This window comes from Burkholderia sp. WAC0059 (assembly GCF_002870125.1).
In the GTDB taxonomy this organism is placed as follows: domain Bacteria; phylum Pseudomonadota; class Gammaproteobacteria; order Burkholderiales; family Burkholderiaceae; genus Paraburkholderia.
In genome coordinates this window covers 27,606-48,706 of sequence record NZ_PNEO01000016.1, presented here as the reverse complement: position 1 = coordinate 48,706, position 21,101 = coordinate 27,606, and the positions used below count along the sequence as shown (strand labels likewise).

The 21,101-nt window shown below is 67.5% G+C and carries 18 protein-coding genes; 11 read left to right on the top strand and 7 right to left on the bottom strand.

Annotated features, from left to right (window positions below; genetic code table 11):
- Positions 1–68: 68 nt before the first annotated feature.
- Genes CY652_RS16810 through purN form a run of 3 tightly spaced genes read right to left on the bottom strand, consistent with a single transcriptional unit; the run spans position 69 to position 3,420 of the window.
- Positions 69–1,472, bottom strand: a complete 1,404-nt coding sequence (locus CY652_RS16810) for a mechanosensitive ion channel family protein (protein WP_102131934.1) — start codon at positions 1,470–1,472, stop codon at positions 69–71.
- Positions 1,473–1,480: 8 nt separating this feature from the next.
- Positions 1,481–2,746, bottom strand: coding sequence for an RsmB/NOP family class I SAM-dependent RNA methyltransferase (locus CY652_RS16805; RefSeq protein ID WP_102131850.1), 1,266 nt, complete (start codon positions 2,744–2,746; stop codon positions 1,481–1,483).
- Positions 2,743–3,420, bottom strand: a complete 678-nt coding sequence (gene purN, locus CY652_RS16800) for a phosphoribosylglycinamide formyltransferase (RefSeq protein ID WP_102131849.1) — start codon at positions 3,418–3,420, stop codon at positions 2,743–2,745. Before purN ends, CY652_RS16805 begins: the two co-directional genes overlap by 4 nt.
- A 135-nt stretch (positions 3,421–3,555) precedes the next feature.
- Between purN and CY652_RS16795 the strand changes: the two genes are divergently transcribed.
- From CY652_RS16795 to dut, 6 genes are all read left to right on the top strand, one after another.
- Entirely contained in the window at positions 3,556–4,572 is a 1,017-nt protein-coding gene (locus tag CY652_RS16795) for a bifunctional riboflavin kinase/FAD synthetase (RefSeq protein ID WP_102131848.1), read from the top strand.
- Positions 4,573–4,708: 136 nt separating this feature from the next.
- Positions 4,709–7,558 (top strand): isoleucine--tRNA ligase, encoded by a 2,850-nt coding sequence (gene ileS / locus CY652_RS16790; protein WP_102131847.1) that lies wholly within the window; start codon positions 4,709–4,711, stop codon positions 7,556–7,558.
- A complete protein-coding gene (gene lspA / locus CY652_RS16785) occupies positions 7,558–8,061 on the top strand; it encodes a signal peptidase II (protein WP_102131846.1) in 504 nt (167 codons plus the stop codon). The genes ileS and lspA overlap by 1 nt, the downstream gene beginning before the upstream one ends.
- A gap of 61 nt (positions 8,062–8,122) precedes the next feature.
- Positions 8,123–9,370, top strand: a complete 1,248-nt coding sequence (gene coaBC / locus CY652_RS16780) for a bifunctional phosphopantothenoylcysteine decarboxylase/phosphopantothenate--cysteine ligase CoaBC (protein WP_258002344.1) — start codon at positions 8,123–8,125, stop codon at positions 9,368–9,370.
- A 27-nt stretch (positions 9,371–9,397) separates the two neighbouring features.
- Positions 9,398–10,405 (top strand): LLM class flavin-dependent oxidoreductase, encoded by a 1,008-nt coding sequence (locus CY652_RS16775; RefSeq protein ID WP_102131845.1) that lies wholly within the window; start codon positions 9,398–9,400, stop codon positions 10,403–10,405.
- A gap of 45 nt (positions 10,406–10,450) precedes the next feature.
- Entirely contained in the window at positions 10,451–10,897 is a 447-nt protein-coding gene (gene dut / locus CY652_RS16770) for a dUTP diphosphatase (RefSeq protein WP_102131844.1), read from the top strand.
- Positions 10,898–10,982: 85 nt separating this feature from the next.
- Here the strand turns inward: dut and clpA are convergent, their stop codons facing one another.
- Together clpA and clpS are read right to left on the bottom strand one after the other, a co-directional pair.
- A complete protein-coding gene (gene clpA / locus CY652_RS16765; RefSeq protein WP_102131843.1) occupies positions 10,983–13,280 on the bottom strand; it encodes an ATP-dependent Clp protease ATP-binding subunit ClpA in 2,298 nt (765 codons plus the stop codon).
- Positions 13,277–13,591 (bottom strand): ATP-dependent Clp protease adapter ClpS, encoded by a 315-nt coding sequence (clpS, locus tag CY652_RS16760; RefSeq protein ID WP_102131842.1) that lies wholly within the window; start codon positions 13,589–13,591, stop codon positions 13,277–13,279. The genes clpA and clpS overlap by 4 nt, the downstream gene beginning before the upstream one ends.
- Before the next feature lie 564 nt (positions 13,592–14,155).
- On the opposite strand from clpS, the gene cspD reads away from it, so the two are divergent.
- Complete coding sequence (gene cspD / locus CY652_RS16755; RefSeq protein ID WP_102131841.1) at positions 14,156–14,362, top strand: cold shock domain-containing protein CspD; 207 nt, start codon at positions 14,156–14,158, stop codon at positions 14,360–14,362.
- Positions 14,363–14,431: 69 nt separating this feature from the next.
- Here cspD and CY652_RS16750 read toward each other — a convergent pair whose 3' ends face one another.
- Positions 14,432–16,060, bottom strand: a complete 1,629-nt coding sequence (locus CY652_RS16750) for a multicopper oxidase family protein (RefSeq protein WP_102131840.1) — start codon at positions 16,058–16,060, stop codon at positions 14,432–14,434.
- A 923-nt stretch (positions 16,061–16,983) separates the two neighbouring features.
- Between CY652_RS16750 and CY652_RS16740 the strand changes: the two genes are divergently transcribed.
- Positions 16,984–18,378, top strand: a complete 1,395-nt coding sequence (locus CY652_RS16740) for a DHA2 family efflux MFS transporter permease subunit (RefSeq protein ID WP_102131838.1) — start codon at positions 16,984–16,986, stop codon at positions 18,376–18,378.
- Positions 18,379–18,420: 42 nt separating this feature from the next.
- On the opposite strand, the gene CY652_RS16735 is transcribed toward CY652_RS16740, so the two are convergent.
- Positions 18,421–18,837, bottom strand: a complete 417-nt coding sequence (locus tag CY652_RS16735) for a RidA family protein (protein WP_102131837.1) — start codon at positions 18,835–18,837, stop codon at positions 18,421–18,423.
- 275 nt (positions 18,838–19,112) lie between these two features.
- On the opposite strand from CY652_RS16735, the gene CY652_RS16730 reads away from it, so the two are divergent.
- From CY652_RS16730 to CY652_RS16720, 3 genes are all read left to right on the top strand, one after another.
- Positions 19,113–19,715 (top strand): pseudouridine synthase, encoded by a 603-nt coding sequence (locus CY652_RS16730; protein ID WP_102131836.1) that lies wholly within the window; start codon positions 19,113–19,115, stop codon positions 19,713–19,715.
- Between the two features lie 332 nt (positions 19,716–20,047).
- Complete coding sequence (locus CY652_RS16725) at positions 20,048–20,239, top strand: hypothetical protein (RefSeq protein WP_102131835.1); 192 nt, start codon at positions 20,048–20,050, stop codon at positions 20,237–20,239.
- Between the two features lie 249 nt (positions 20,240–20,488).
- Positions 20,489–20,995, top strand: a complete 507-nt coding sequence (locus tag CY652_RS16720; protein WP_102131834.1) for a DUF192 domain-containing protein — start codon at positions 20,489–20,491, stop codon at positions 20,993–20,995.
- Positions 20,996–21,101: the final 106 nt, after the last annotated feature.

Here is a 21,101-nt window from a genome sequence, read left to right as displayed (position 1 = left end):
AGTTTGGACGGCATTCTACTCGAACCGTTCCAGGTGTTTGTAACAAAAACGAATATTTTTGCACTCCGTTACCGGGCGCCATTCCCCGCCTCCAGCGGGCGACCGGCGGCCTCCCCGGCGCCGGCCGTGGGACGGGCGTCCGCCGCCACGCTGCCCGGCGCAAGCGCCGACTGCGGCACGGGGTCGCCGCCGATGATCCGGACCTCGCGCTGGGAAAACGGAATCGATATGCCATTCTCGCCGAAAAGCCGCCAGATGTTCAGATTGACGGCCGAGCGCACCGACGAGGTGCCGGTCGCCGCGTCGGCTACCCAGAAGGCCAGTTCCAGGTTGATGCCGTCGGCGCCGAAGCTCGCGAGATAGGGTGTCGGGGCCGGATCGGCCAGCACCCGCTCGATACCTTCCGTCGCCTTCGCGAGCAGCGACATCGCGAATTCGATGTCCGACGCGTAAGCGACCTGCACCGGCAGCTTCACGTAGCCGTGCGTGAGGTACGACGACTGGTTCTGCACGACGTCGGTGATGAGCTTCTCGTTCGGAATCAGCGTCTCGATGCCGTCGAGGCCGCGCACGACCGTGTAGCGGGTGCGGATCTGCGTGACCATGCCGGCCTGGCCGCCCACGTTGATCGTGTCGCCGAGGCGCAGCGAACGGTCGATCAGGATGATGAAGCCCGAGACGTAGTTGCTCGCAATCTTCTGCAGCCCGAAGCCGAGCCCCACGCCGAGCGCGCCGCCGAACACGCCGAGCACGGTCACGTCGATGCCGACGAGCGAGAGGCTGAAGAGCACGGCCGCGAGCACCAGCAGCGCCCGCCCGACGCGCGCGAGGACGACGCGCAGATTGGCGTCGATCGTGGTGGCGCGAGTCAGCCGGTCCTCCAGCACGGCGCCCGCCCAGACCGCGACGACCATCGTCACGCAAACCCACAGCAGGCCGTTCGAGAGCGAGAGCAGCGTGACGTGCGCCGTGCCGATCCGGAAGCGCACGCTGTCCATCCAGCCAAGCACCTCGTCCTGGATGCCGAGCACCGTCATCACCATGCCGGCCCAGACCATGAGCGACACGAGTTTCTCGACGAGGGCGAGCCAGGCATGCGTCTCGCCGTTGCGGCCGAACACGCGGCGCGCGAAGAAGAACACTATATAGATGAGACCGATGCCGAAAAGCGGCACGAGCGCGAGGTCGAGCAGGCTCGTGTGCATGAAATTGCGCGCGATCGTCCTTGCGATCCAGACGAACACGCCGCCCACGAGCGGAAAGAACGCCTTGTTCAGGCTTTCCGCGCCGAAGCGCAGGGCCTCGTAGCGGGTCTGCCGGCGCAGGTCGAGCGTGCGCCGCACGACGCGCGCGACGAGCCAGGCAAGCGCCAGCGTGCCGACCAGCACCACGATCTGCCAGAGCATGACAGGCCGCCCGAAGTCGTGCGCGACGGCGGAATCGAGGATGCGGGCGAGCAGGCGCTGTTCCATGGCGAAGGTCATGGCGTGCCGCGCCGCTCCAGCACGGCGGCGAAGAACCCGTCGGTCGCATGGCGATGCGGCCACAACGACAGGTAATCGCCCGTGTCGAGGTCGATGCGCTGGGCGGCCAGCACCTCGCGCGCGCTCACGGTCGCGAAGTCGGGATGCGCGGCCAGGAACTGCTCGACCACGGCTTCGTTCTCGGCAGCAAGAATGCTGCAGGTCGCGTAGACGAGCCGGCCGCCCGGCTTCACGAGCCGCGCGGCGCTCGCCAGAATCGACGCCTGCTTCGGCGCGAGCTCCGCGACCGATTCGGGCGTCTGCCGCCACTTCAGGTCGGGGTTGCGGCGCAACGTGCCGAGGCCGCTGCAGGGCGCGTCCACGAGCACGCGGTCGATCTTGCCGGCCAGCCGCTTGATCTTCGCGTCGTGCTCGCTGTCGATCAGCACCGGATTCACGTTCGACAGTCCGCTGCGCGCGAGCCGCGGCTTGAGCTTCGCGAGCCTTTTCTCCGAGACGTCGAACGCGTAGAGCCGGCCGGTCGAGCGCATTGCCGCGCCGAGCGCGAGCGTCTTGCCGCCAGCGCCCGCGCAAAAATCGACGATCATCTCGCCGCGGCGCGGCGCGACGAGCGAGCACAGCAGTTGGCTCCCCTCGTCCTGGACCTCGAACCAGCCGTTCGTGAACGCATCGAGTTTCGAAAGCGCCGGCTTGCCGACGACCCGCACGCCGAGCGGCGCGAACGGCGTGGCGCCGGCTTCGATACCGGCCGCGGCCAGCGCCGCGAGCAGTTCCTCTCGGCCCGCTTTCAGCGGGTTGGCGCGCAGATCGAGCGGCGCCGGGTAGTTCAGCGCCGCCGCGAGGCGAACGAGCTCGGCCGCGTCGAAGCGCGTCTCGAGCGCGCGCACGATCCATTCGGGCAGGTTCATCTGCACGCGCGCGGGCAGGCTCGCCGGATCGATCTTCGAAACGTGCTCGAGCCAGCCCGCTTCCGCGTCGGTCACAAACGGCCGCACGGCCGCGCGCCCCGCCGTCTGCATGAGGCCAAGCAGCGCGAGCCGGCGCGTCGGGCTGCCGACGCCGCTTTCGGCCAGATGCGCGAACTCCATGCGCCGGCGCAGCACCGCGAACACGGCCTCGGCGATCACGCCGCGCTCGCCGTGGCCGAGCTTCGGATGCGCGCGGAAAAACCGGCTCGTCGTCGCGTCGGCGGGACCGTCGAACCGAAGCACCTCGGCCAGCAGCGTCTCGGTCTGGCCAATCAGAAAACCATGCAACCTCATGCGCCCTCCCCGGCGATCCTGCCGGCGGCTTCGTCGAAGAAGCCGCCCTGAAATTCCTGTGCCCCGCCGCCCGGCGCGAGCGTGACGCGCAACCCGTCGACGACGAGCCGCCCGTCGACGAACCAGCGCACCGCCCGCGGATAGAGCGCGTGTTCGGCTTCGAGCACGCGCGCGGCGAGCGTCGCGGCGTCGTCGCCGGCGCGCACCGGCACCGCCGCCTGGGCGACGATCGGCCCGTGATCGAGCTCGGACGTGACGAAATGAACGGTCGCGCCGTGCAGGCGCACGCCGGCCTCGAGCGCCTGCTGATGCGTGTTCAGGCCCGGAAAGCTCGGCAGCAGCGACGGATGGATGTTGAGCATGCGACCCGCGTAGCGGTCGACGAAGCCGGGCGTCAGCACGCGCATGAAGCCGGCGAGCACCACGAGGTCCGGCGAGAAACCGTCGATGCGGGCTGCGAGCGCCGCGTCGAACGCTTCGCGGTCGGCAAACTGGCGGTGATCGACAACCGCCGTGGCGATGCTGTGCGACGCCGCGGCCGCGAGGCCCTCGGCGTCGGGACGGCTCGCAATCACGGCGGCGACGCGCGCCGGCCAGGCCTCGCGCGCGCAGGCGCGCACGATGGCCTCCATGTTGCTGCCCCGCCCCGAAATCAGGATGACGAGATTTTTCATCTGCGGATTTTATCATCGGGAACCCGCCGGAACGCCCGGGCGGCGGCGGGGCCTGCACTCTGCGTTTATAATCTCCTGTTTCGTTGCGGCCTTGCTGCCGCGCTACCTGGTCTGCGCTACCAGATCCCCGCTATCGTGAGAGTCTTCCGCGGTCTTCCCAATGCCGAGAGCCGCGCGCCCTGCGCGCTGACCATCGGCAACTTCGATGGTGTCCACCGCGGACATCAGGCGTTGCTCGCGCGCGTGCGCGCGGCCGCCGACGCGCGCGGCCTGCCGGTCTGCGTGATGACTTTCGAACCCCACCCGCGGGAATTCTTCGATCCGGCCGGCGCGCCGCCGCGCATCGCGATGCTGCGCGACAAGCTCGAGGCGCTCAGGCTCAACGGCGTCGACCGCGTCGTCGTCGAGCATTTCAACCAGCGGTTCGCGAGCCAGTCGCCCGACGCGTTCGTCGAGAAGATCATCGTCGGCGGGCTGCACGCGCGCTGGATGATGATCGGCGACGATTTCCGCTACGGCTCGAAGCGGGCCGGCGACTTCGCCTCGCTGCAGGCGGCGGGCGAGCGGCACGGCTTCGAGGTCGAGCAGATGGCCACCGTCGCCGATCCGACGGGCGTGCGCATCTCGAGCTCCGGCGTGCGCGCGGCGCTCGCGGCCGGCGACCTCGATGCCGCCGCCGCAGCACTCGGCCAGTACTACGCGATCAGCGGCCACGTCGTGCACGGCATGAAGCTCGGACGCAATCTCGGCTTTCCGACCCTGAATCTGGCGGTCGCGCACCACCGGCCGGCGCTCTCGGGCATCTTCGTCGTGCGCGTGCACGGCCTCGCCGACGAGCCGCTCGCGGGCGTGGCGAGCCTCGGCCTGCGCCCGACCGTCGACGATTCGGGTCGCGTGCTGCTCGAAGTGCACCTGCTCGACTGGCGCGGCGATGCCTACGGCCGGCTCGTGCGCGTCGAATTCCTGAAGAAGCTGCGCGACGAGGAAAAATTCGTCGACCTCGACACGCTGACCGCCGCCATCGCGCGGGACGTCGAGCATGCGCGGGCCTGGTTCGCGGCGGCCGGAGCCGGCGCAACGACCGACGCCCAACCGGTGGCCGGCAGCCGCTCCACGGGCTTCGCGACCTCGGCCACGGACCGAATTAGATGAGCGCCGCGGCCTCCCGCCCTCGCCGCGCGGGAGGCCGCCCGCTTCGCGCCGGCCAGCCGGCGCCCGAAGCGGCGCAAGGACGGCCCGCCGGCCGCCCCCGATGCCGCGCATATTCCGAATTCACCACGATCTCATCATGAGCGACAAGAAAGCCAGTCCGAAAACCGAAGCCAGGTACCCCGTCAACCTGCTCGACACGCCGTTCCCGATGCGCGGCGACCTGCCCAAACGCGAACCGCAATGGGTCAGGCAATGGCAGGACGAGCAGGTCTACGAGAAGATCCGCGCGGCCAGCAAGGGCCGGCCGAAGTTCATCCTGCACGACGGCCCGCCCTACGCGAACGGCGACATCCACCTCGGCCACGCGGTCAACAAGATCCTGAAGGACATGATCGTCAAGGCCCGCAACCTGGCGGGCTTCGACGCGGTCTACGTGCCGGGCTGGGACTGCCACGGCATGCCGATCGAAATCCAGATCGAAAAGCAGTACGGCAAGTCGCTGCCGGCCCCTGAAGTCATGAAGAAGGCGCGCGAGTACGCGGCCGGCCAGATCGAGAAGCAGAAGGTGGGCTTCCGGCGCCTCGGCGTGCTCGGCGACTGGGACAACCCGTACCGGACGATGGACTTCGTGAACGAGGCGAACGAAATCCGCGCGCTCGCGAAGATCATGGAGAAGGGCTACGTGTTTCGCGGCCTCAAGCCCGTGAACTGGTGCTTCGACTGCGGCTCGGCGCTCGCCGAGGCCGAAGTCGAGTACAAGGACCGGACCGATCCGACCATCGACGTGATCTTCCCGTTCGCGCAGCCGGCCGAAACGGCCGCCGCGTTCGGCCTCGCCGCGCTGCCGCACGGCGAGGGCAGCGAAGGCGGCGTCGTGATCTGGACCACGACGCCGTGGACCATCCCTGCCAACCAGGCGCTCAACGTGCATCCGGAGGTCGTCTACGCGCTCGTCGACACGCCGCGCGGCCTGTTCATCTTCGCCGAGGAGCGCGTCGAGGCCTGCCTGAAGGACTTCGGCCTCGAGGGAGGGCGCGTCGTCGCGACCACGCCGGGCGAAAAGCTCGCGAACCTGCGCTTCCACCATCCGCTCGCCTCGGCGCACCCAGCCTACAAGCGGACCGCGCCCGTCTATCTCGGCGACTACGTGACGACCGACACGGGCACCGGCATCGTCCACTCGTCGCCGGCCTACGGCGTCGAGGACTTCGTCTCGTGCAAGGCGCACGGCCTCGTCGACGCCGACATCCTCAACCCCGTGATGGGCGACGGCCGCTACATCGAATCGCTCGCGCTCTTCGGCGGCCTGTCGATCTGGGACGCGAACCCGAAGGTCGTCGAAGCGCTGCGCGCGGCCGGCACGCTGCTGCGCAGCGAGAAGTACGAGCACAGCTACATGCACTGCTGGCGCCACAAGACGCCGATCATCTACCGCGCCACCTCGCAGTGGTTCGCCGGCATGGACGTGAAGCCGAAGGACGGCGGCCGGACGCTGCGCGAAACCGCGCTCGAAGGCATCGAGGCGACAGCGTTCTATCCGTCGTGGGGCAAGCAGCGCCTCTATTCGATGATCGCGAACCGCCCCGACTGGACGCTCTCGCGCCAGCGCCAATGGGGCGTGCCGATGGCGTTCTTCGTCCACAGGGAAACCGGCGAGCTGCATCCGCGCACGCTCGAGTTGCTCGAAGAAGTGGCGAAGCGCGTCGAGAAGAACGGCATCGAGGCGTGGCAGACGCTCGACGCGCGCGAGCTGATCGGCGACGACGCGAATCTCTACGAGAAGAACCGCGACACGCTCGACGTGTGGTTCGACTCCGGCACGACGCACTGGCACGTGCTGCGCGGCTCGCACGCCGACTCGCTGCAGTTCCCGGCCGACCTCTACCTCGAAGGCTCGGACCAGCACCGCGGCTGGTTCCACTCGTCGCTGCTGACGGCGTCGATGCTCGACGGCCGGCCGCCCTACAACGCGCTGCTCACGCACGGCTTCACCGTCGACGGCGAAGGCCGCAAGATGAGCAAGTCGCTCGGCAACGGCATCGACCCGCAGGAGGTGTCGAACCGGCTCGGCGCGGAAATCATCCGCCTGTGGATCGCCTCGACCGATTACTCGGGCGAACTTGCGATCTCCGAGGAAATTCTCAAGCGCGTGACAGAAGGCTACCGGCGCATCCGCAACACGCTGCGCTTTCTGCTCGCGAATCTCTCGGACTTCGACTTCGAGCAGCATGCGCGGCCCGTGTCGGCGTGGCTCGACATCGACCGCTACGCCGTGGCGCTCACCGCCCGGCTCCAGGGCGAGGTGCTCGCGCACTACGACCGCTACGAGTTCCACCCGGTGGTCGCGAAGCTGCAGACGTTCTGCTCGGAAGACCTCGGAGGCTTCTATCTCGACGTGCTGAAGGACCGCCTCTACACGAGCGCGCCCGATTCGGACGCGCGTCGCGCCGCGCAGACCGCGCTCCACCACATCACGCACAGCCTGCTGCGCGTGATGGCGCCGTTCCTCTCGTTCACGGCCGAAGAAGCATGGAAGGTGTTCCGGCCCGCGAGCGAGACGATCTTCGCCGAAACGTTCCACGCGTTCCCGGACGTACCGCAGGCCGACGTGCTGATCGACAAGTGGACGCTGCTGCGCGACGTGCGCGGCGACGTGACGAAGGCGCTCGAGGAAGCGCGCGCGGCGGGCCGGATCGGCTCGTCGCTGCAGGCCGAGGTGCAGATTCGCGCGAGCGGCGCGCGCCACGACGCGCTCGCGAGCCTCGGCGACGACCTGAAGTTCGTGCTCATCACCTCGGCGGCCACGCTCGTCCGGGTGAACGACGCGGCCGACGAGGGCGTCGAGGTCGTCGCCTCGAAGTACCTGAAGTGCGAACGCTGCTGGCACTATCGCGAGGACGTCGGCGCGAACGCGGAGCATCCGGCGCTGTGCGGTCGCTGCTTCGCCAATCTTTTCGGCAACGGCGAAACGAGGAGCGCGGCATAATGGCCAAAACCCTGTCGAAGCATGCGGGCGGCGGCACGCTGGTGCCCTGGCTTGGCGTCGCGCTGGTCGTGATCCTCTGCGACCAGCTCACGAAAATCGCCATCGCGAAGGTGTTCAGCTACGGCGAAGGCCGCGTCGTGACGTCGTTCTTCAACCTCGTGCTCGTCTACAACCGGGGCGCGGCGTTCAGCTTCCTCGCGACGGCCGACGGCTGGCAGCGCTGGGCGTTCACGGCGCTCGGCGTGATCGCGGCGCTCGTGATCGGCTTCCTGCTCAAGCGCCACGCCACGCAGCGCCTCTTTTGCACCGCGCTCGCGCTGATTCTGGGCGGCGCGCTCGGCAACGTGCTCGACCGGCTGATGTACGGCCACGTGATCGACTTTCTCGATTTCCACGCGGGCCGGATGCACTGGCCGGCGTTCAACGTCGCCGACAGCGCGATCACGATCGGCGCCGTGCTGCTCGTGTTCGACGAGCTGCGGCGCGTGCGCGGTTCGCGCTAGACGACGCGCCCGCATACCGCACGCGCATGGCCGCAGAGGCCGACAGACGAGGAGAGCCGCCTTGAACACCGTACCGGACCCGGCATCAGGCCAGGCAGGCCAGCCCGAGCTCGCCGGCAAGCATCTCGTGCTCGGCATGACGGGCGGCATCGCCTGCTACAAGATCGCCGAACTCACGCGTCTGCTCGTCAAGGCCGGCGCCACCGTGCAGATCGTGATGACCGAGGCGGCCACGCAGTTCATCACGCCCGTCACGATGCAGGCGCTCTCGGGCCGCCCCGTCTACACGAGCCAGTGGGACGACCGCGTGCCGAACAACATGGCGCACATCGACCTCTCGCGCGATGCCGACGCCATTGTGATCGCCCCGGCTTCGACCGATTTCCTCGCGAAACTCGCCCACGGCCTCGCCGACGACCTGCTTTCGACGCTCGCGATCGCGCGCGACTGCCCGCTCCTCGTCGTGCCGGCGATGAACCGCCAGATGTGGAGCAACCCGGCCACGCAGCGCAACGTCGCGCAACTTCGCGCGGACGGTATCGAAACGCTCGGCCCCGACTCCGGCCCGCAGGCCTGCGGCGAAATCGGCGACGGCCGAATGCTCGAACCGGAGGCCGTCTACGAAGCGATCGCCGCCTTCTTCGCGCCGAAAGTGCTGGCCGGCCGGCGCGTCCTGCTGACCGCCGGTCCGACCTTCGAGCCCATCGACCCCGTGCGCGGCCTCACCAACCGCTCGAGCGGCAAGATGGGGTTCGCCCTCGCGCGCGCGGCACGGCAGGCCGGCGCGGACGTACATCTCGTCGCCGGTCCGGTGGCGCTCGAGACGCCCTGGGGCGTCTTTCGCGAGGACGTGCAGACCGCGCAGCAGATGCGCGACGCGGTCATGCGCGCGGCGCCCGACTACGACGTGTTCATCGGCGTGGCGGCCGTTGCCGACTGGCGCGTCGATCAGGCGAGCGCCGACAAGATCAAGAAGCAGGCAGGCCGTTCGGTGCCGCATTTCACGTTCGTCGAGAATCCCGACATTCTGGCCGCGGTGGCAACCCTGCCCCATGCGCCCTACTGCGTCGGCTTCGCGGCCGAAAGCGGCGACCTCGAGGCGCACGGCGAGGAAAAGCGCGCGCGCAAGAACGTGCCGCTGCTGATCGGCAACCTGGGCCCGCAGACCTTCGGGCTCGACGACAACGAAGTCGTGCTGTTCGAACCGGGCCGCCACACGCGACTGCCGCGCGCCGACAAGCAGACGCTCGCGCGCACGCTGATCGGCGAAATCGCGCGACGGCTGCCCGACGCCAGCGTCCTTTCGTAGCGCCCCCGTCTTCCGGAGCCGTCCGCCATGACGCTACTTTCCGTTCTGGACCAGTCTCCCGTCATCGCCGGACACACGGCGGCCGACGCGCTTGCCGCCACCGTCGAGCTCGCCCAGCTCGCCGACGATCTCGGCTACACGCGCTACTGGTGCGCCGAGCATCACGGGCTGCTCGGCGTCTCCAACCCGTGTCCCGAAGTGATGCTCGCTCGCATCGGCAGCGTGACGAAACGCATCCGGATCGGTTCGGGCGGCGTGATGCTGCCCTACTACAGTCCGTTCAAGGTCGCCGAGCAGTTCCTGATGCTCGAGGCCCTGTTCCCGAACCGGGTCGACCTCGGCGTTGGCCGCGCGCCCGGCGGCGACATGCGCACCGCGCAGGCCGTCGCGGGCGGCGCCTACAACCGCGGCGACCTCTTCGCCCAGCAGGTGACCGAACTCGTCGCGCTCATGGACGGCACGCTGCCGGCCGATCACCTCGCGCACGGCGTCGTCCTGCAGCCGCAAATCGACACGCGGCCGCAGCTCTGGGTACTCGGTTCGAGCGACTTCGGCGGCATGCTCGCCGCGCAGCTCGGCATCCGCTTCTCGTTCGCGCATTTCATCAACGCGCATTTCGGGCACCTCGTCGCCGACGCCTACCGGCAGCGCTTCGTCGTCGGGCACGAGCCGAAGCCGTACCTCGCCGCCGCCGTCTTCGTGATCTGCGCGGACACCGAGGCGCAGGCCGCCGACCTCGAAAAGGCCGTCGATCTGCGCCGCCTCCAGATGGCCTACGGGCTGAACGCGCCGATCCCGAGCATCGAGCAGGGACTGGCGCAGGAGTACGGTCCGCGCGAGCAACTGGTGATCGACCGCGAAAAGCCGCGCAGCATCGTCGGCACGCCCGAAACGGTGACCGAACGGCTGCGTGCGCTCGAAGAGCGTTTCCGGGCCGACGAGCTGATCGTGCTGACCGTAGCCGGCAGCTACGCGGCGCGGCGGCGCTCCTACGAACTGCTGGCAGAGGCGTTCGGATTGTCCTCGCAGCGCTGAGACGCCCTTTTTGTCCCTTTCGACCTCCCCGTCCTTTCCGCCCGCATGAAAATCGACCTGAAGATTCTCGACCCGCGCATGCGCGACCAGCTTCCCCAGTACGCGACGCCCGGCAGCGCCGGCCTCGACCTGCGCGCCTGCATCGACGCGCCGCTCACGCTGGAACCGGGCCAGACTGCGCTCGTGCCGACGGGCCTTGCGATCCACGTCGCCGATCCCGGCTACGCCGCGCTGATCCTGCCGCGCTCGGGGCTCGGCCACAAGCACGGCGTCGTACTCGGCAACCTGGTCGGACTGATCGATTCGGATTACCAGGGTGAACTGATGATCTCGACCTGGAACCGGGGCAACGCGGCATTCACGCTGAACCCGCTCGAGCGGCTGGCGCAGCTCGTCATCGTGCCCGTCGTGCAGGCGCAGTTCAACATCGTCGACACGTTCGTGGCGAGCGAGCGCGGCACCGGCGGCTTCGGCAGCACCGGCAAGCACTGAAAAAGCGGCGCGGACAAAACAAACGGCGCGGACCTTTCGGTCCGCGCCGTTTCCGTCTGGACGACGCGCTGTAAAGCGTGCCGACTTACTCGACTTCGACCGCTTCCGGATTTGGATTGTGCGGCGCCGCCGATTCATCGAACGTCAGCTTTACCTTGTCTTCCTCGTCGATGTCGACCGTCACGCGACCGCCGGTTATGAGCTTGCCGAACAATAGCTCGTCGGCCAGCGCGCGGCGGATCGTGTCCTGAATCAGCCGCTGCATCGGCCGCGCGCCCATCAGCGGATCGAAGCCGTGCTTCGCCAGATGATTGCGCAGCGCGTCGGTGAAGAGCGCGTCGACCTTCTTCTCGTGCAACTGGTCCTCGAGCTGCATGAGGAACTTGTCGACCACGCGCATGATGATTTCCTCATCGAGCGAGCGGAAGCTGATGATCGCGTCGAGCCGGTTGCGGAACTCGGGCGTGAACATGCGCTTGATGTCGGTCATCTCGTCGCCCGTCTCGCGGCGCGTCGTGAAGCCGATCGTCGACTTCTGCATCGACTCGGCGCCCGCGTTCGTCGTCATGATGATGATGACGTTGCGGAAGTCCGCCTTGCGCCCGTTGTTGTCCGTCAGCGTGCCGTGGTCCATCACCTGCAGCAGCACGTTGAAGATGTCCGGATGCGCCTTTTCGATTTCGTCGAGCAGCAGCACGCAGTGCGGCTTCTTCGTGACGGCCTCGGTCAGCAGCCCGCCCTGGTCGAAGCCGACGTAGCCCGGCGGCGCGCCGATCAGCCGGCTCACCGCGTGGCGCTCCATGTACTCCGACATGTCGAAGCGGATCAGCTCGATGCCGAGCGTGAACGCAAGTTGCCGCGCCACCTCGGTCTTGCCGACGCCGGTCGGGCCCGAGAACAGGAACGCGCCGATCGGCTTGTCGGTCTTGCCGAGGCCCGCGCGCGCCATCTTGATCGACGCGGCCAGCGCGTCGATGGCCGGGTCCTGGCCGAACACGACGGCCTTCAGGTCGCGGTCGAGCGTCTGCAGCTTGCTGCGATCGTCCTGCGAGACGCTCTGCGCCGGCACGCGCGCGATCTTCGAGATGATTTCCTCGATCTCGCCCTTGCCGATCGTCTTCTTCTGCTTCGACTTCGGCAGGATGCGCTGCGCCGCGCCCGCCTCGTCGATCACGTCGATCGCCTTGTCGGGCAGATGGCGGTCGGTGATGAAGCGCGCCGACAGCTCCGCGGCCGCGTTGAGCGCGCCCGAAGAATACTTGACGCCGTGATGCTCCTCGAAGCGCGACTTCAGCCCGCGCAGGATCGCCACCGTCTGCTCGACGGTCGGCTCGATCACGTCGACCTTCTGGAAGCGCCGCGAGAGCGCCGCGTCCTTCTCGAAGATGCCGCGATATTCGGTAAACGTCGTCGCGCCGATGCACTTGAGCATGCCCGACGAGAGCGCCGGCTTGAGCAGGTTCGAGGCGTCGAGCGTACCGCCCGACGCGGCGCCCGCGCCGATCAGCGTGTGAATCTCGTCGATGAAGAGAATCGCGTGCGGGCGCTCCTTCAACTCCTTGAGCACCGTCTTCAGCCGTTGCTCGAAGTCGCCGCGATACTTCGTGCCCGCGAGCAGCGCGCCCATGTCGAGCGAATAGACCTGCGCGTCCGCGAGGATGTCGGGCACCTCGCCGCGCGTGATGCGCCAGGCGAGCCCTTCCGCGATCGCGGTCTTGCCCACGCCGGCCTCGCCGACCAGCAGCGGGTTGTTCTTGCGCCGCCGGCACAGCACCTGCACGACGCGCTCGACTTCGGCCTCGCGTCCGATCAGCGGATCGATGCGGCCGTCCTTCGCCATCTGGTTCAGGTTCTGCGTGAACTGCGCGAGCGGCGTTTCCTTCTGCGCGGTGGCTTCTTCGGTTTCCGCGCTCGTGTCGCTCGCCTTCGCGGCCTCGCCGCTGCTCGCCTTCGCGATGCCGTGCGAGATGAAGTTCACGACGTCGAGACGCGTCACGCCCTGCTGCTGCAGGTAGTAGACCGCGTGCGAATCCTTCTCGCCGAAGATCGCGACCAGCACGTTCGCGCCGGTCACTTCCTTCTTGCCGTTCGACGTCGACTGGACATGCATGATCGCACGCTGGATGACGCGCTGGAATCCGAGCGTCGGCTGCGTGTCGACGTCGTCCGTGCCCGGCACGGTGGGTGTGTTGTCGTGAATGAAGTTGCGCAGGTTCTGGCGCAGGTCTTCGATATTCGCGGCACACGCGCGCAGCACCTCCGCCGCGGTCGGATTATCCAACAGCGCGAGAAGAAGGTGCTCGACGGTGATGAACTCATGCCGCGCCTGACGTGCTTCCATGAACGCCATGTGCAGGCTGACTTCCAGTTCCTGGGCAATCATGCTTCCTCCATCACGCACTGCAGCGGATGCCCGGCCTGCCGTGCGTGGGTAACGACTTGCTCAACCTTGGTCGACGCGATGTCCCGCGTATAGACCCCACAAATTCCCCGCCCCTCGCGATGCACCTTCAACATAATCTGGGTCGCCGTTTCGCGATCCTTGTTGAAATATTCCTGCACGACCATCACGACAAACTCCATGGGCGTGTAGTCGTCATTCAGCAGCACCACTTTATACATGGAGGGTGGCTTGACCTTTTCTTCCTGCCTCTCCAGTACGGTGCCATCCTGCTTGTCCGGGATAATCGCCATACACCCATTCTAAACAACTCGGACAAGCCCGCAACGCCGCCAGAATCCGGTCGTCCGGGCCTGCCTGCCACCCCTCGCCCGAAGCCCGTCCTGCAGCGCCCCGCGCGTCCGTCGCGCCGGCGCGTTGCACCGCCCGCACCCCTGTGGCGCGGCGATCCGCAACTTGCGCACCGGCGGTCGAATCGAGTATCGCACAACCCGCGCACGGCCGCCGGAAGACGCCGAAATTCGCCGCGCCGCACACCGGACCGCGCGTCGCGCCGACATCGCAGGTGAGTCGATTATGCGACTTTTCAAGATGTGCCGCTTGTGCCTATGCGCACGGTCGACGATGTCGGAAAAATGTCGAAATTGGGTTCCGTACAATGTGCGACACGTTGTCTCAAAATCTTCTTGACACTCGAATAAAGAGCCCCAACAATCAAGCTGGCACTTTTTTCATCCGCCTTAAATTCCGGAAAAATGCCGTTGGTGAGCTTGTGAGGAGGGGACGATCGCCGCGCGCGGTCGTTGAGCTTTTCGAACGTGCTCGTGGTAGTGACATGAGTTACAGGGGAAGTTGGAATGGCAACTGGTACGGTCAAGTGGTTTAACGACGCGAAAGGTTTCGGATTCATTACGCCCGACGAGGGCGGCGAAGACCTGTTCGCTCACTTTTCAGCCATCCAGATGAATGGCTTCAAGACCCTCAAAGAAGGTCAAAAGGTGAGCTTCGAGGTCGTGCAGGGCCCGAAGGGCAAACAGGCGTCGAACATTCAGGCAGCGTCCTGAGCGATTTCGATTTCTGCATCCCTGAAAAAAACCCGGCTCGAAGCCGGGTTTCTTTTTTTTGCGCTGCGTTCAAAGCACCCGCAGCGTGCCCATCATGCCGAGATCCTCGTGCTCGAGGATGTGGCAGTGGAACATCCGGTCGCCCGGCAGGCGTTGCACGGTCGCAATGCGCACCGTCTCGCCCGGCCGCAGGTTCACCGTGTCGCGCCACGCGAGAAACGGTTCGGCGCGCGTTTTCCCGCCGATCTCCCGCCCGAGCACCTGAAACTGCGTGCCGTGCAGGTGGAACGGGTGGTCCATGTCGCTATGGTTCCCGATCGACCAGCGCTCGACCTCGCCGCGGCGGCTCGTCAGCGTGGCGCGCCCCATCTCGAACGTCGTGCCGTTGACGAGAAAGCGCATGCCGCGGGGCATGCCCGAGGCCGACGCGCCCGGCGCCTGCATCATCGCCCTCATGTCCATTTCCTCGCTGAACACCACGGATTTCTGCGCGCCGGCCTCGCCGAGCGGCGCGATCGTCCTCAGCCGCGCCGGCAGCGCCCGCTCGGCCTGCGTATCCGCCGCACTCGCCGCAAAGCGCAGGTCCGCCAGCGCGCGATCCGGGTCGGGCGGAAGCTCGCCGCCGCTCATCGCCATTTTCCCGCGGTCGTATTGCGCGGCCATCAACACGGACGTCGTCTCGCCAGCGTCCGCGGGCGGGCTCACCACGAGTTCCGCGCGCTCGCCCGGCGCGAGCAGCAGGCTCGTGAGCCCCGCGCGCGGCGCTTCGAGCAACCCGCCGTCGGTGCCGACCTGCGCGAACGGATGCTGTGCGCCGAGCGTCAGGTTCAGATAGCGGGCGCTGCAAGCGTTCCAGACACGCCAGCGCTCGCCGCCGGCGACGGTCCATTGCGGACGCAGCGCGCCGTTCACGAGCACGAACTGCCCTTCCCGGCCGTTCATCCAGTCCATCATGCCGTTGGCCGGAATGTTGCCGTCGGCGGCCAGCCTCAGATCGGAAACGAACAGATGACGCTCGGGCCAGCCTGCAAGCGGGTCGTTTTTCGCGCGCACGATGATGGGCCCGGCCAACCCGCGCGACACCTGTTCGGACGACAGCCGGTCCGGATGCGGGTGATACCAGTAGGTGCCGGCGCTGCCCCCGGGCAGCGTGAAGCGATAGATGTGCGTCGCGCCCGGTGCGACCGGATTGGACGGATTGCCGTCCTGGTCGGCCGGCACCGGCAGGCCGTGCCAGTGAATCGTGGTCGGCTGGGCTAATCGGTTGACGAAGCGAATTTCGAGCGTGTCGCCCTCGTGCACGTCGATCAGCGGTCCGACGACGGGCCCCGACGCCTGCGCCGCGTCGGCTTCGCTGCCGCCGTCGTAGAGCCAGAACGGCGTCGCCGGCTGGCCGGGCAGCAGCGGCCGGGGTGAAGGCTGCGCGATCAGCGTCGCCCTAAAGACGCCGCGCTCGCGGCTTTCGTTCGCGAGCCGGCGCAGCGCCGCCAGCGGCGCGCCGGACGGCAGCGCGTCAGCGGCGGCCAGCATGCCGGGCGCGGCGGAGCCTGACGTCGGCGCCATGGCCATGCCCGGCATCGCGGCGGACATCCCGCCGCCGTGCATCATCGGCGCCATGGCATCGGCCAGCGCGCGGCCGGCAAACAGCGACGCGGCGCTCGCGCCGAGCATGCGAAGAAGAAATTCCCTGCGGATCATCGATGGTTTCCTCGTGAAAGGGGGCGCGGCGAGCCGATGGCAGCCGGCCGCGCCGAAATCGTTGCGTCCGCGCGCGACGAACGCGTGGACAACCGGAAACGACGGCGGAGCATCCGTTTTCGTCCGGGCCGCGGAAGGCGGGTCCGGGCGACGATGCCCGTTAAACGATGATCGGCGGCGGCAGGAGCGGCGCGCGCGTAATGCCCGCGCGCCCCGGGTCGGAGGAGATAGGAAATGGCGGGTTGCCGGGCCCGTGTGTATCGAAGCGATACGCGACCGACAGCACGCTACAGTGGAAATTGCAGCAGCCCGCATGGCAGCACGCCACGTGGCAGCAAGGGCAAGGCGTGCAGGGCGAGACGGCGTGGCGGACCTCGCCGGCCATCGTCATCCTCGAGCCATCGCCGTGCGGCGAAACCGGCAGCATGACCCCGCGCGTCGGCATCGCCCCCTGTCCATCCATGCCGGCAGCGGGCACGGACGAAAACGCGTTCCCGGTGCCGCGCAGCGCCAGCAACGCGATTACGAGGACAAGGAGGATTCGCCACCGGGCAGCCATGGGAGATCGAACGGCAGAAAAGGCATAACAGACCGCCGCATCATAGCGCATGCCGGTCCGGCGAACGGCGGCCTCCTGCCGCTGCCGGGGATGGCCCGACTCTGCATCCGGCCACGACGGCCGCCCCGAACATTACAAAACCCTTCAACCGCCCGCGATCGAGCGGGAAATGCCCCTTTGGTGGCACAATTGCGCCGGCCGTTATGGCCGAACCCCGTCCGCGGGGTTCCCGATTAAGCACATTCTTACTATGATGGCGGGGGTTCTGCGCGGCATCGTGCCGCGCCGGCCATGTCCCCGCCTGCCGGGCTCGTATCGGGTTGCCTCGCGCACCGCCCCGATCGCCCGCCGCCGCTTCAGATAAATGACCAAGGTTTCTACCCAGACCGCGCTACTGTGGATCGTCGCCACCGGCTTTTTCATGCAGGCGCTGGACACGACGATCGTCAACACCGCGCTTCCGTCCATCGCCCAAAGCCTGCACGTCAAGCCCCTTGCCACCCAGCCGATCGTCGTCGCCTACACGCTGACGATGGCGTTGCTCACACCCGCCTCGGGCTGGCTCGCGGACCGCTTCGGCACCCGGCGCGTCTATTTCACGGCGATCCTCGTTTTCGTGATCGGTTCGCTGTGCTGCGCGAGCGCGCACACGCTCGGCGAGTTGATCGTCGCGCGCGTGCTGCAGGGCATCGGCGGCTCGATGCTACTGCCGATCGGCCGGCTCGCCGTGCTGCGCAGCGTGACGGGCGACGATTACGTGTCGGCGCTCGCGCTCATCTCGGTGGCCGGGCAGGTCGGGCCGATTCTCGGGCCGACGCTCGGCGGCTGGTTCGTCGAGGCCGCCACCTGGCACTGGATCTTCCTCATCAACGTGCCGATCGGCGCGGTCGGGCTCGCCGCCGTGCACCGCTATCTGCCCGACGGCGCCTCAGGCGAAGCCCCGCCGTTCGACTTCGCCGGCTGCGGGCTGCTCTCGCTGTGCATGGTGGCTTGCTCGCTCGCCATCGACGTGCCGATGCAGACCCACCGCGCGCAATGGTCCGCCGGCCTCTTCGCCGTCGGCGTCGGCGCCGCGCTCGCCTACATCCCGTATGCGCGGCATCACCGCAATCCGCTGTTCCGGCTCTCGCTCTTCGGCGAGCCGAACTTCAGCGTGGGCCTGATCGGCAACCTGATCTGCCGGATCGGCTCGAGCGCCGTACCGTTCCTCGTGCCCCTGCTGCTGCAGTTGCAGCTCGGCTACACGCCGCTGCACTCGGGGCTCATGATGCTGCCGGCCGCGCTCGCCGGCACCGTCGCCAAGCGCTGGATCGCCCCGCTCGTGAAGCGCTTCGGCTACGAGGCGTTCCTGCTCGTCAACACGATCATCGTCGGCGGCTCGATCGTCGCGTTCGCGCTGTTTTCGCGCGGCACGCCGATCATCGTCGAGATCGCCGTGCTCGCCATTTTCGGCGCGGCCAACTCGATGCAGTTCGCCGCGATGAACAGCGTCACGCTCAAAGACCTCACGACCGAGGACGCGGGGAGCGGCAACAGCCTCTTCTCGATGGTGCAGATGCTGGCGATCGGCCTGGGCGTCTCGATCGGCGGCGGCCTCGTGAACCTGTTCTCGGCGCAGTGGGGATCGGCGGCGCTGGGCTTCCGGCTCAGCTTCGCCTGCGTCGGCGTCATCACGTTGATTTCGGCGCTGGTGTTCCGGCGTCTCGACGGCGAGCCCGCGCATCCGGCCAGCGTGACGCCGAGCGTTGCCCGGCAATAACCCGAGGACGCCGGCGAAAAGGCAACGCGCGCGGCTAAAAAGCTAAGGGGCAATTGCCCGCAGCACGGCCGTCGCTTCGATCTCGATCTTGAAGCCGAAGTGGAGCAGTCCGGTCGGCACGATCGCGCGGGCCGGCCGCGCGCTGCCGGCCCACTTCGCATAGATTTCGTTGAAGGCCGGCCAATTCCCGATGTCGTCGAGATAGACGCGCACCTGGGCCAGTTGCGCAATGCCGCTGCCCGCCGCGACGAGCGCCCGCTCGAGATTCTGCAGGACCTGCGCGGCCTGGGCCTCGAACGGCGCATCGGTCAACTTCTCTCCCGCCTCCGTGATCGGCAGTTCGCCCGAAACGAATACGAAGCCGTTGGCGACGACCGCGTGGCTATAGTGTCCGCCGGGCGTGGCCAATCCGGGCGTGGAAGGATAAACGGGCGTTGCCCCCGGTGCATTGCCAGCCATGAAACGCCTCCAGACGGTGAATGAGGTAGCCTGTTGAGTGGGCTTTCATTATAGGAGCGGCGAGGCCGGGGAGCGCTCGCAGGATTTCGGCCCGGATATCGTTCGGCCTCCTGAATTCTCGCCCTTTCGTTCCGGCTGATTGCAGGAAGCCCGGACCGGCAGGATTTACGGCCTTTCGTCATTTCCCGGCCGGACCGCCCGCACGGGTGGCCGGGGATTATGCAGTAACATTCGCCCGGCGCCGCCTCGCGCCCGTCATTCATCGCTTGCCCGCCATGCGTCTGATCGCCTTGAACAAGCCTTTCGGCACGATCTGCCAGTTCTCCCCGCACGAGACGCGCCAGTCGCTCGCCGACTGGATCGCAACGCCAGGTGTTTACCCGGCGGGCCGGCTCGATGCCGACAGCGAAGGACTGCTTCTGCTCACCGACGATGGCGCGCTGCAGGCGCGCATCGCCGAGCCGAGGGGCAAGCTCGTCAAGCGCTACTGGGCCCAGGTCGAAGGCGAACCGGAGGCGTCCGCTCTCGCGGCGCTCGAAAACGGCGTGAATCTCGGCGATTTCGTTACCCAGCCGTGCCGGGTCAAGCGAATCGACCCGCCCGCCGGCCTCTGGCCGCGCGACCCGCCGATCCGCTTTCGCGCCGCGATTCCGACCGTCTGGCTCGAACTCGCGATCAGCGAAGGCAAGAACCGCCAGGTCCGGCGCATGACGGCGGCAGTCGGCTTCCCGACGCTACGGCTCGTGCGGGTCGGCATCGGCACGCTGGACCTGTTCACGCTCGGGCTGCTGCCCGGCCAGCATGTCGACGTACCGCCCGATGCGCCCTGGCGCGGCGGCGCTTCGGCACGCTCCGGGCCGCGCCGAAACGCCCCTTAAGCGGATCGACGCGGCACGTTTCCTGCGCAGCGGCTGCCCGGACGCCCCGCCGCCGCGAACATGACGCAGCTCCCGCTCATGTGGAAAACCCGCGTCAACCGGCACGCGGCGCCCTGCGTTAATCGACGCAGATGCCATCCAACGCTGTCCGGCATTCGGCCTTCGGTCCCGCCGCGCGGCTTGCCGCTGCGTAGTCCGGTTCCGACGGCTGACGGGAGCGACGACGAATTTGTCGGCCGCGACTGTCAACCAAAAGGGGGATGGCACCGTTTACCGACCTGACTCAACAACCGGGTCACTTGGTTAATTAACTCAAGCTGAGGATTCACAACATGAACAAACTGATCGCCGCTCTGGTCGCTGGCCTCTTCGCAACGGCTGCTTTCGCTCAAGCTTCGGCTCCGGAAGCCGCTTCGGCTGCTTCGTCGGCTCACAAGACCACGCACCACCGCGCTCACCACCGTGCTCACCGCGCGGCGAAGAAGGCTGCTGCCGCTTCGGCTGCTTCGGCCGCTTCGGAGTAAGCATTTAGTAAGACGTAATCGGGAGCGGGCCGCATGCCTGTTTCCGGTAGCGTTCGAAGGCAGGTTTCCTTGCGGAAATCTGCCTTTTGTTTTTCGGGCTGCAAGCTTTTGTGCCCGCTTGCAGCCCCCGGCGGTCCTCGTTCCCGATTCAAAAACGCCTGACGCGAACTCGTCTGCTCCCGGCTTTTTGACCCGCCCCGACGGACTCGCGTAACATGCGCGGGTCATTCACCCGCCAGGAGTCCAGTCGTGCGATTTTCCCTGCGCCCGCTGTTCGCGCGTTGCGCGCTCGCCGTTGCATTGCCCGTTGCCGCCGCGCTGGCGCTCGCCGCCGGAACCGGTTCGGTCCATGCCCAGCAGATGCCGCCCGGCGCCAAGCAGCCGTCCGATTTCCCGCATACGAAGCTCACCGCCGGCATGTACGTCATCAACGCGGCCGTCGCGGCCAACGACGCCGATCGCGAGCAGGGCCTCATGTACCGCACGCATCTCGCGCCCAACGAAGGCATGTTGTTCGTCTTCGGCGAAAACGCCGTGCACTGCTTCTGGATGAAGAACACGTTGATCCCGCTGTCGATCGCGTTCATGCGCGCGGACGGCACCATCACCGACATCGACGAGATGCAGGCCGAGACGACCGACAACCACTGCCCGCGCAACAACGGCGTCTATGCGCTCGAAATGAGCCAGAACTGGTTCACGCAGAAGGGCATCACGCCCGGCATGCAGATCGGAGGCCTGCCGCAGCCGCAATGACGGCATGACGGCCGGCCGGGCGCGCGGAAAACCCGCGTGCCGCCCCCGCAGGATGCTCCCCGCCCCGCGGCCCTTTACCGGGCCGAAGTCCAATCGTCTCCTTCCT

What these genes read in the sequence shown, in the direction of transcription:
- CY652_RS16730 (WP_102131836.1), top strand. Translation starts at nt 19,113, where the DNA reads ATGCGTCTGATCGCCTTGAACAAGCCTTTCGGCACGATCTGCCAGTTC.
- cspD (WP_102131841.1), top strand. Translation starts at nt 14,156, where the DNA reads ATGGCAACTGGTACGGTCAAGTGGTTTAACGACGCGAAAGGTTTCGGA.
- ileS (WP_102131847.1), top strand. Translation starts at nt 4,709, where the DNA reads ATGAGCGACAAGAAAGCCAGTCCGAAAACCGAAGCCAGGTACCCCGTC.
- clpS (WP_102131842.1), bottom strand. Translation starts at nt 13,591, where the DNA reads ATGGCGATTATCCCGGACAAGCAGGATGGCACCGTACTGGAGAGGCAG.
- CY652_RS16810 (WP_102131934.1), bottom strand. Translation starts at nt 1,472, where the DNA reads ATGGAACAGCGCCTGCTCGCCCGCATCCTCGATTCCGCCGTCGCGCAC.
- CY652_RS16725 (WP_102131835.1), top strand. Translation starts at nt 20,048, where the DNA reads ATGAACAAACTGATCGCCGCTCTGGTCGCTGGCCTCTTCGCAACGGCT.
- dut (WP_102131844.1), top strand. Translation starts at nt 10,451, where the DNA reads ATGAAAATCGACCTGAAGATTCTCGACCCGCGCATGCGCGACCAGCTT.
- CY652_RS16805 (WP_102131850.1), bottom strand. Translation starts at nt 2,746, where the DNA reads ATGAGGTTGCATGGTTTTCTGATTGGCCAGACCGAGACGCTGCTGGCC.
- purN (WP_102131849.1), bottom strand. Translation starts at nt 3,420, where the DNA reads ATGAAAAATCTCGTCATCCTGATTTCGGGGCGGGGCAGCAACATGGAG.
- lspA (WP_102131846.1), top strand. Translation starts at nt 7,558, where the DNA reads ATGGCCAAAACCCTGTCGAAGCATGCGGGCGGCGGCACGCTGGTGCCC.
- CY652_RS16750 (WP_102131840.1), bottom strand. Translation starts at nt 16,060, where the DNA reads ATGATCCGCAGGGAATTTCTTCTTCGCATGCTCGGCGCGAGCGCCGCG.
- CY652_RS16775 (WP_102131845.1), top strand. Translation starts at nt 9,398, where the DNA reads ATGACGCTACTTTCCGTTCTGGACCAGTCTCCCGTCATCGCCGGACAC.
- CY652_RS16740 (WP_102131838.1), top strand. Translation starts at nt 16,984, where the DNA reads ATGACCAAGGTTTCTACCCAGACCGCGCTACTGTGGATCGTCGCCACC.
- CY652_RS16735 (WP_102131837.1), bottom strand. Translation starts at nt 18,837, where the DNA reads ATGGCTGGCAATGCACCGGGGGCAACGCCCGTTTATCCTTCCACGCCC.
- clpA (WP_102131843.1), bottom strand. Translation starts at nt 13,280, where the DNA reads ATGATTGCCCAGGAACTGGAAGTCAGCCTGCACATGGCGTTCATGGAA.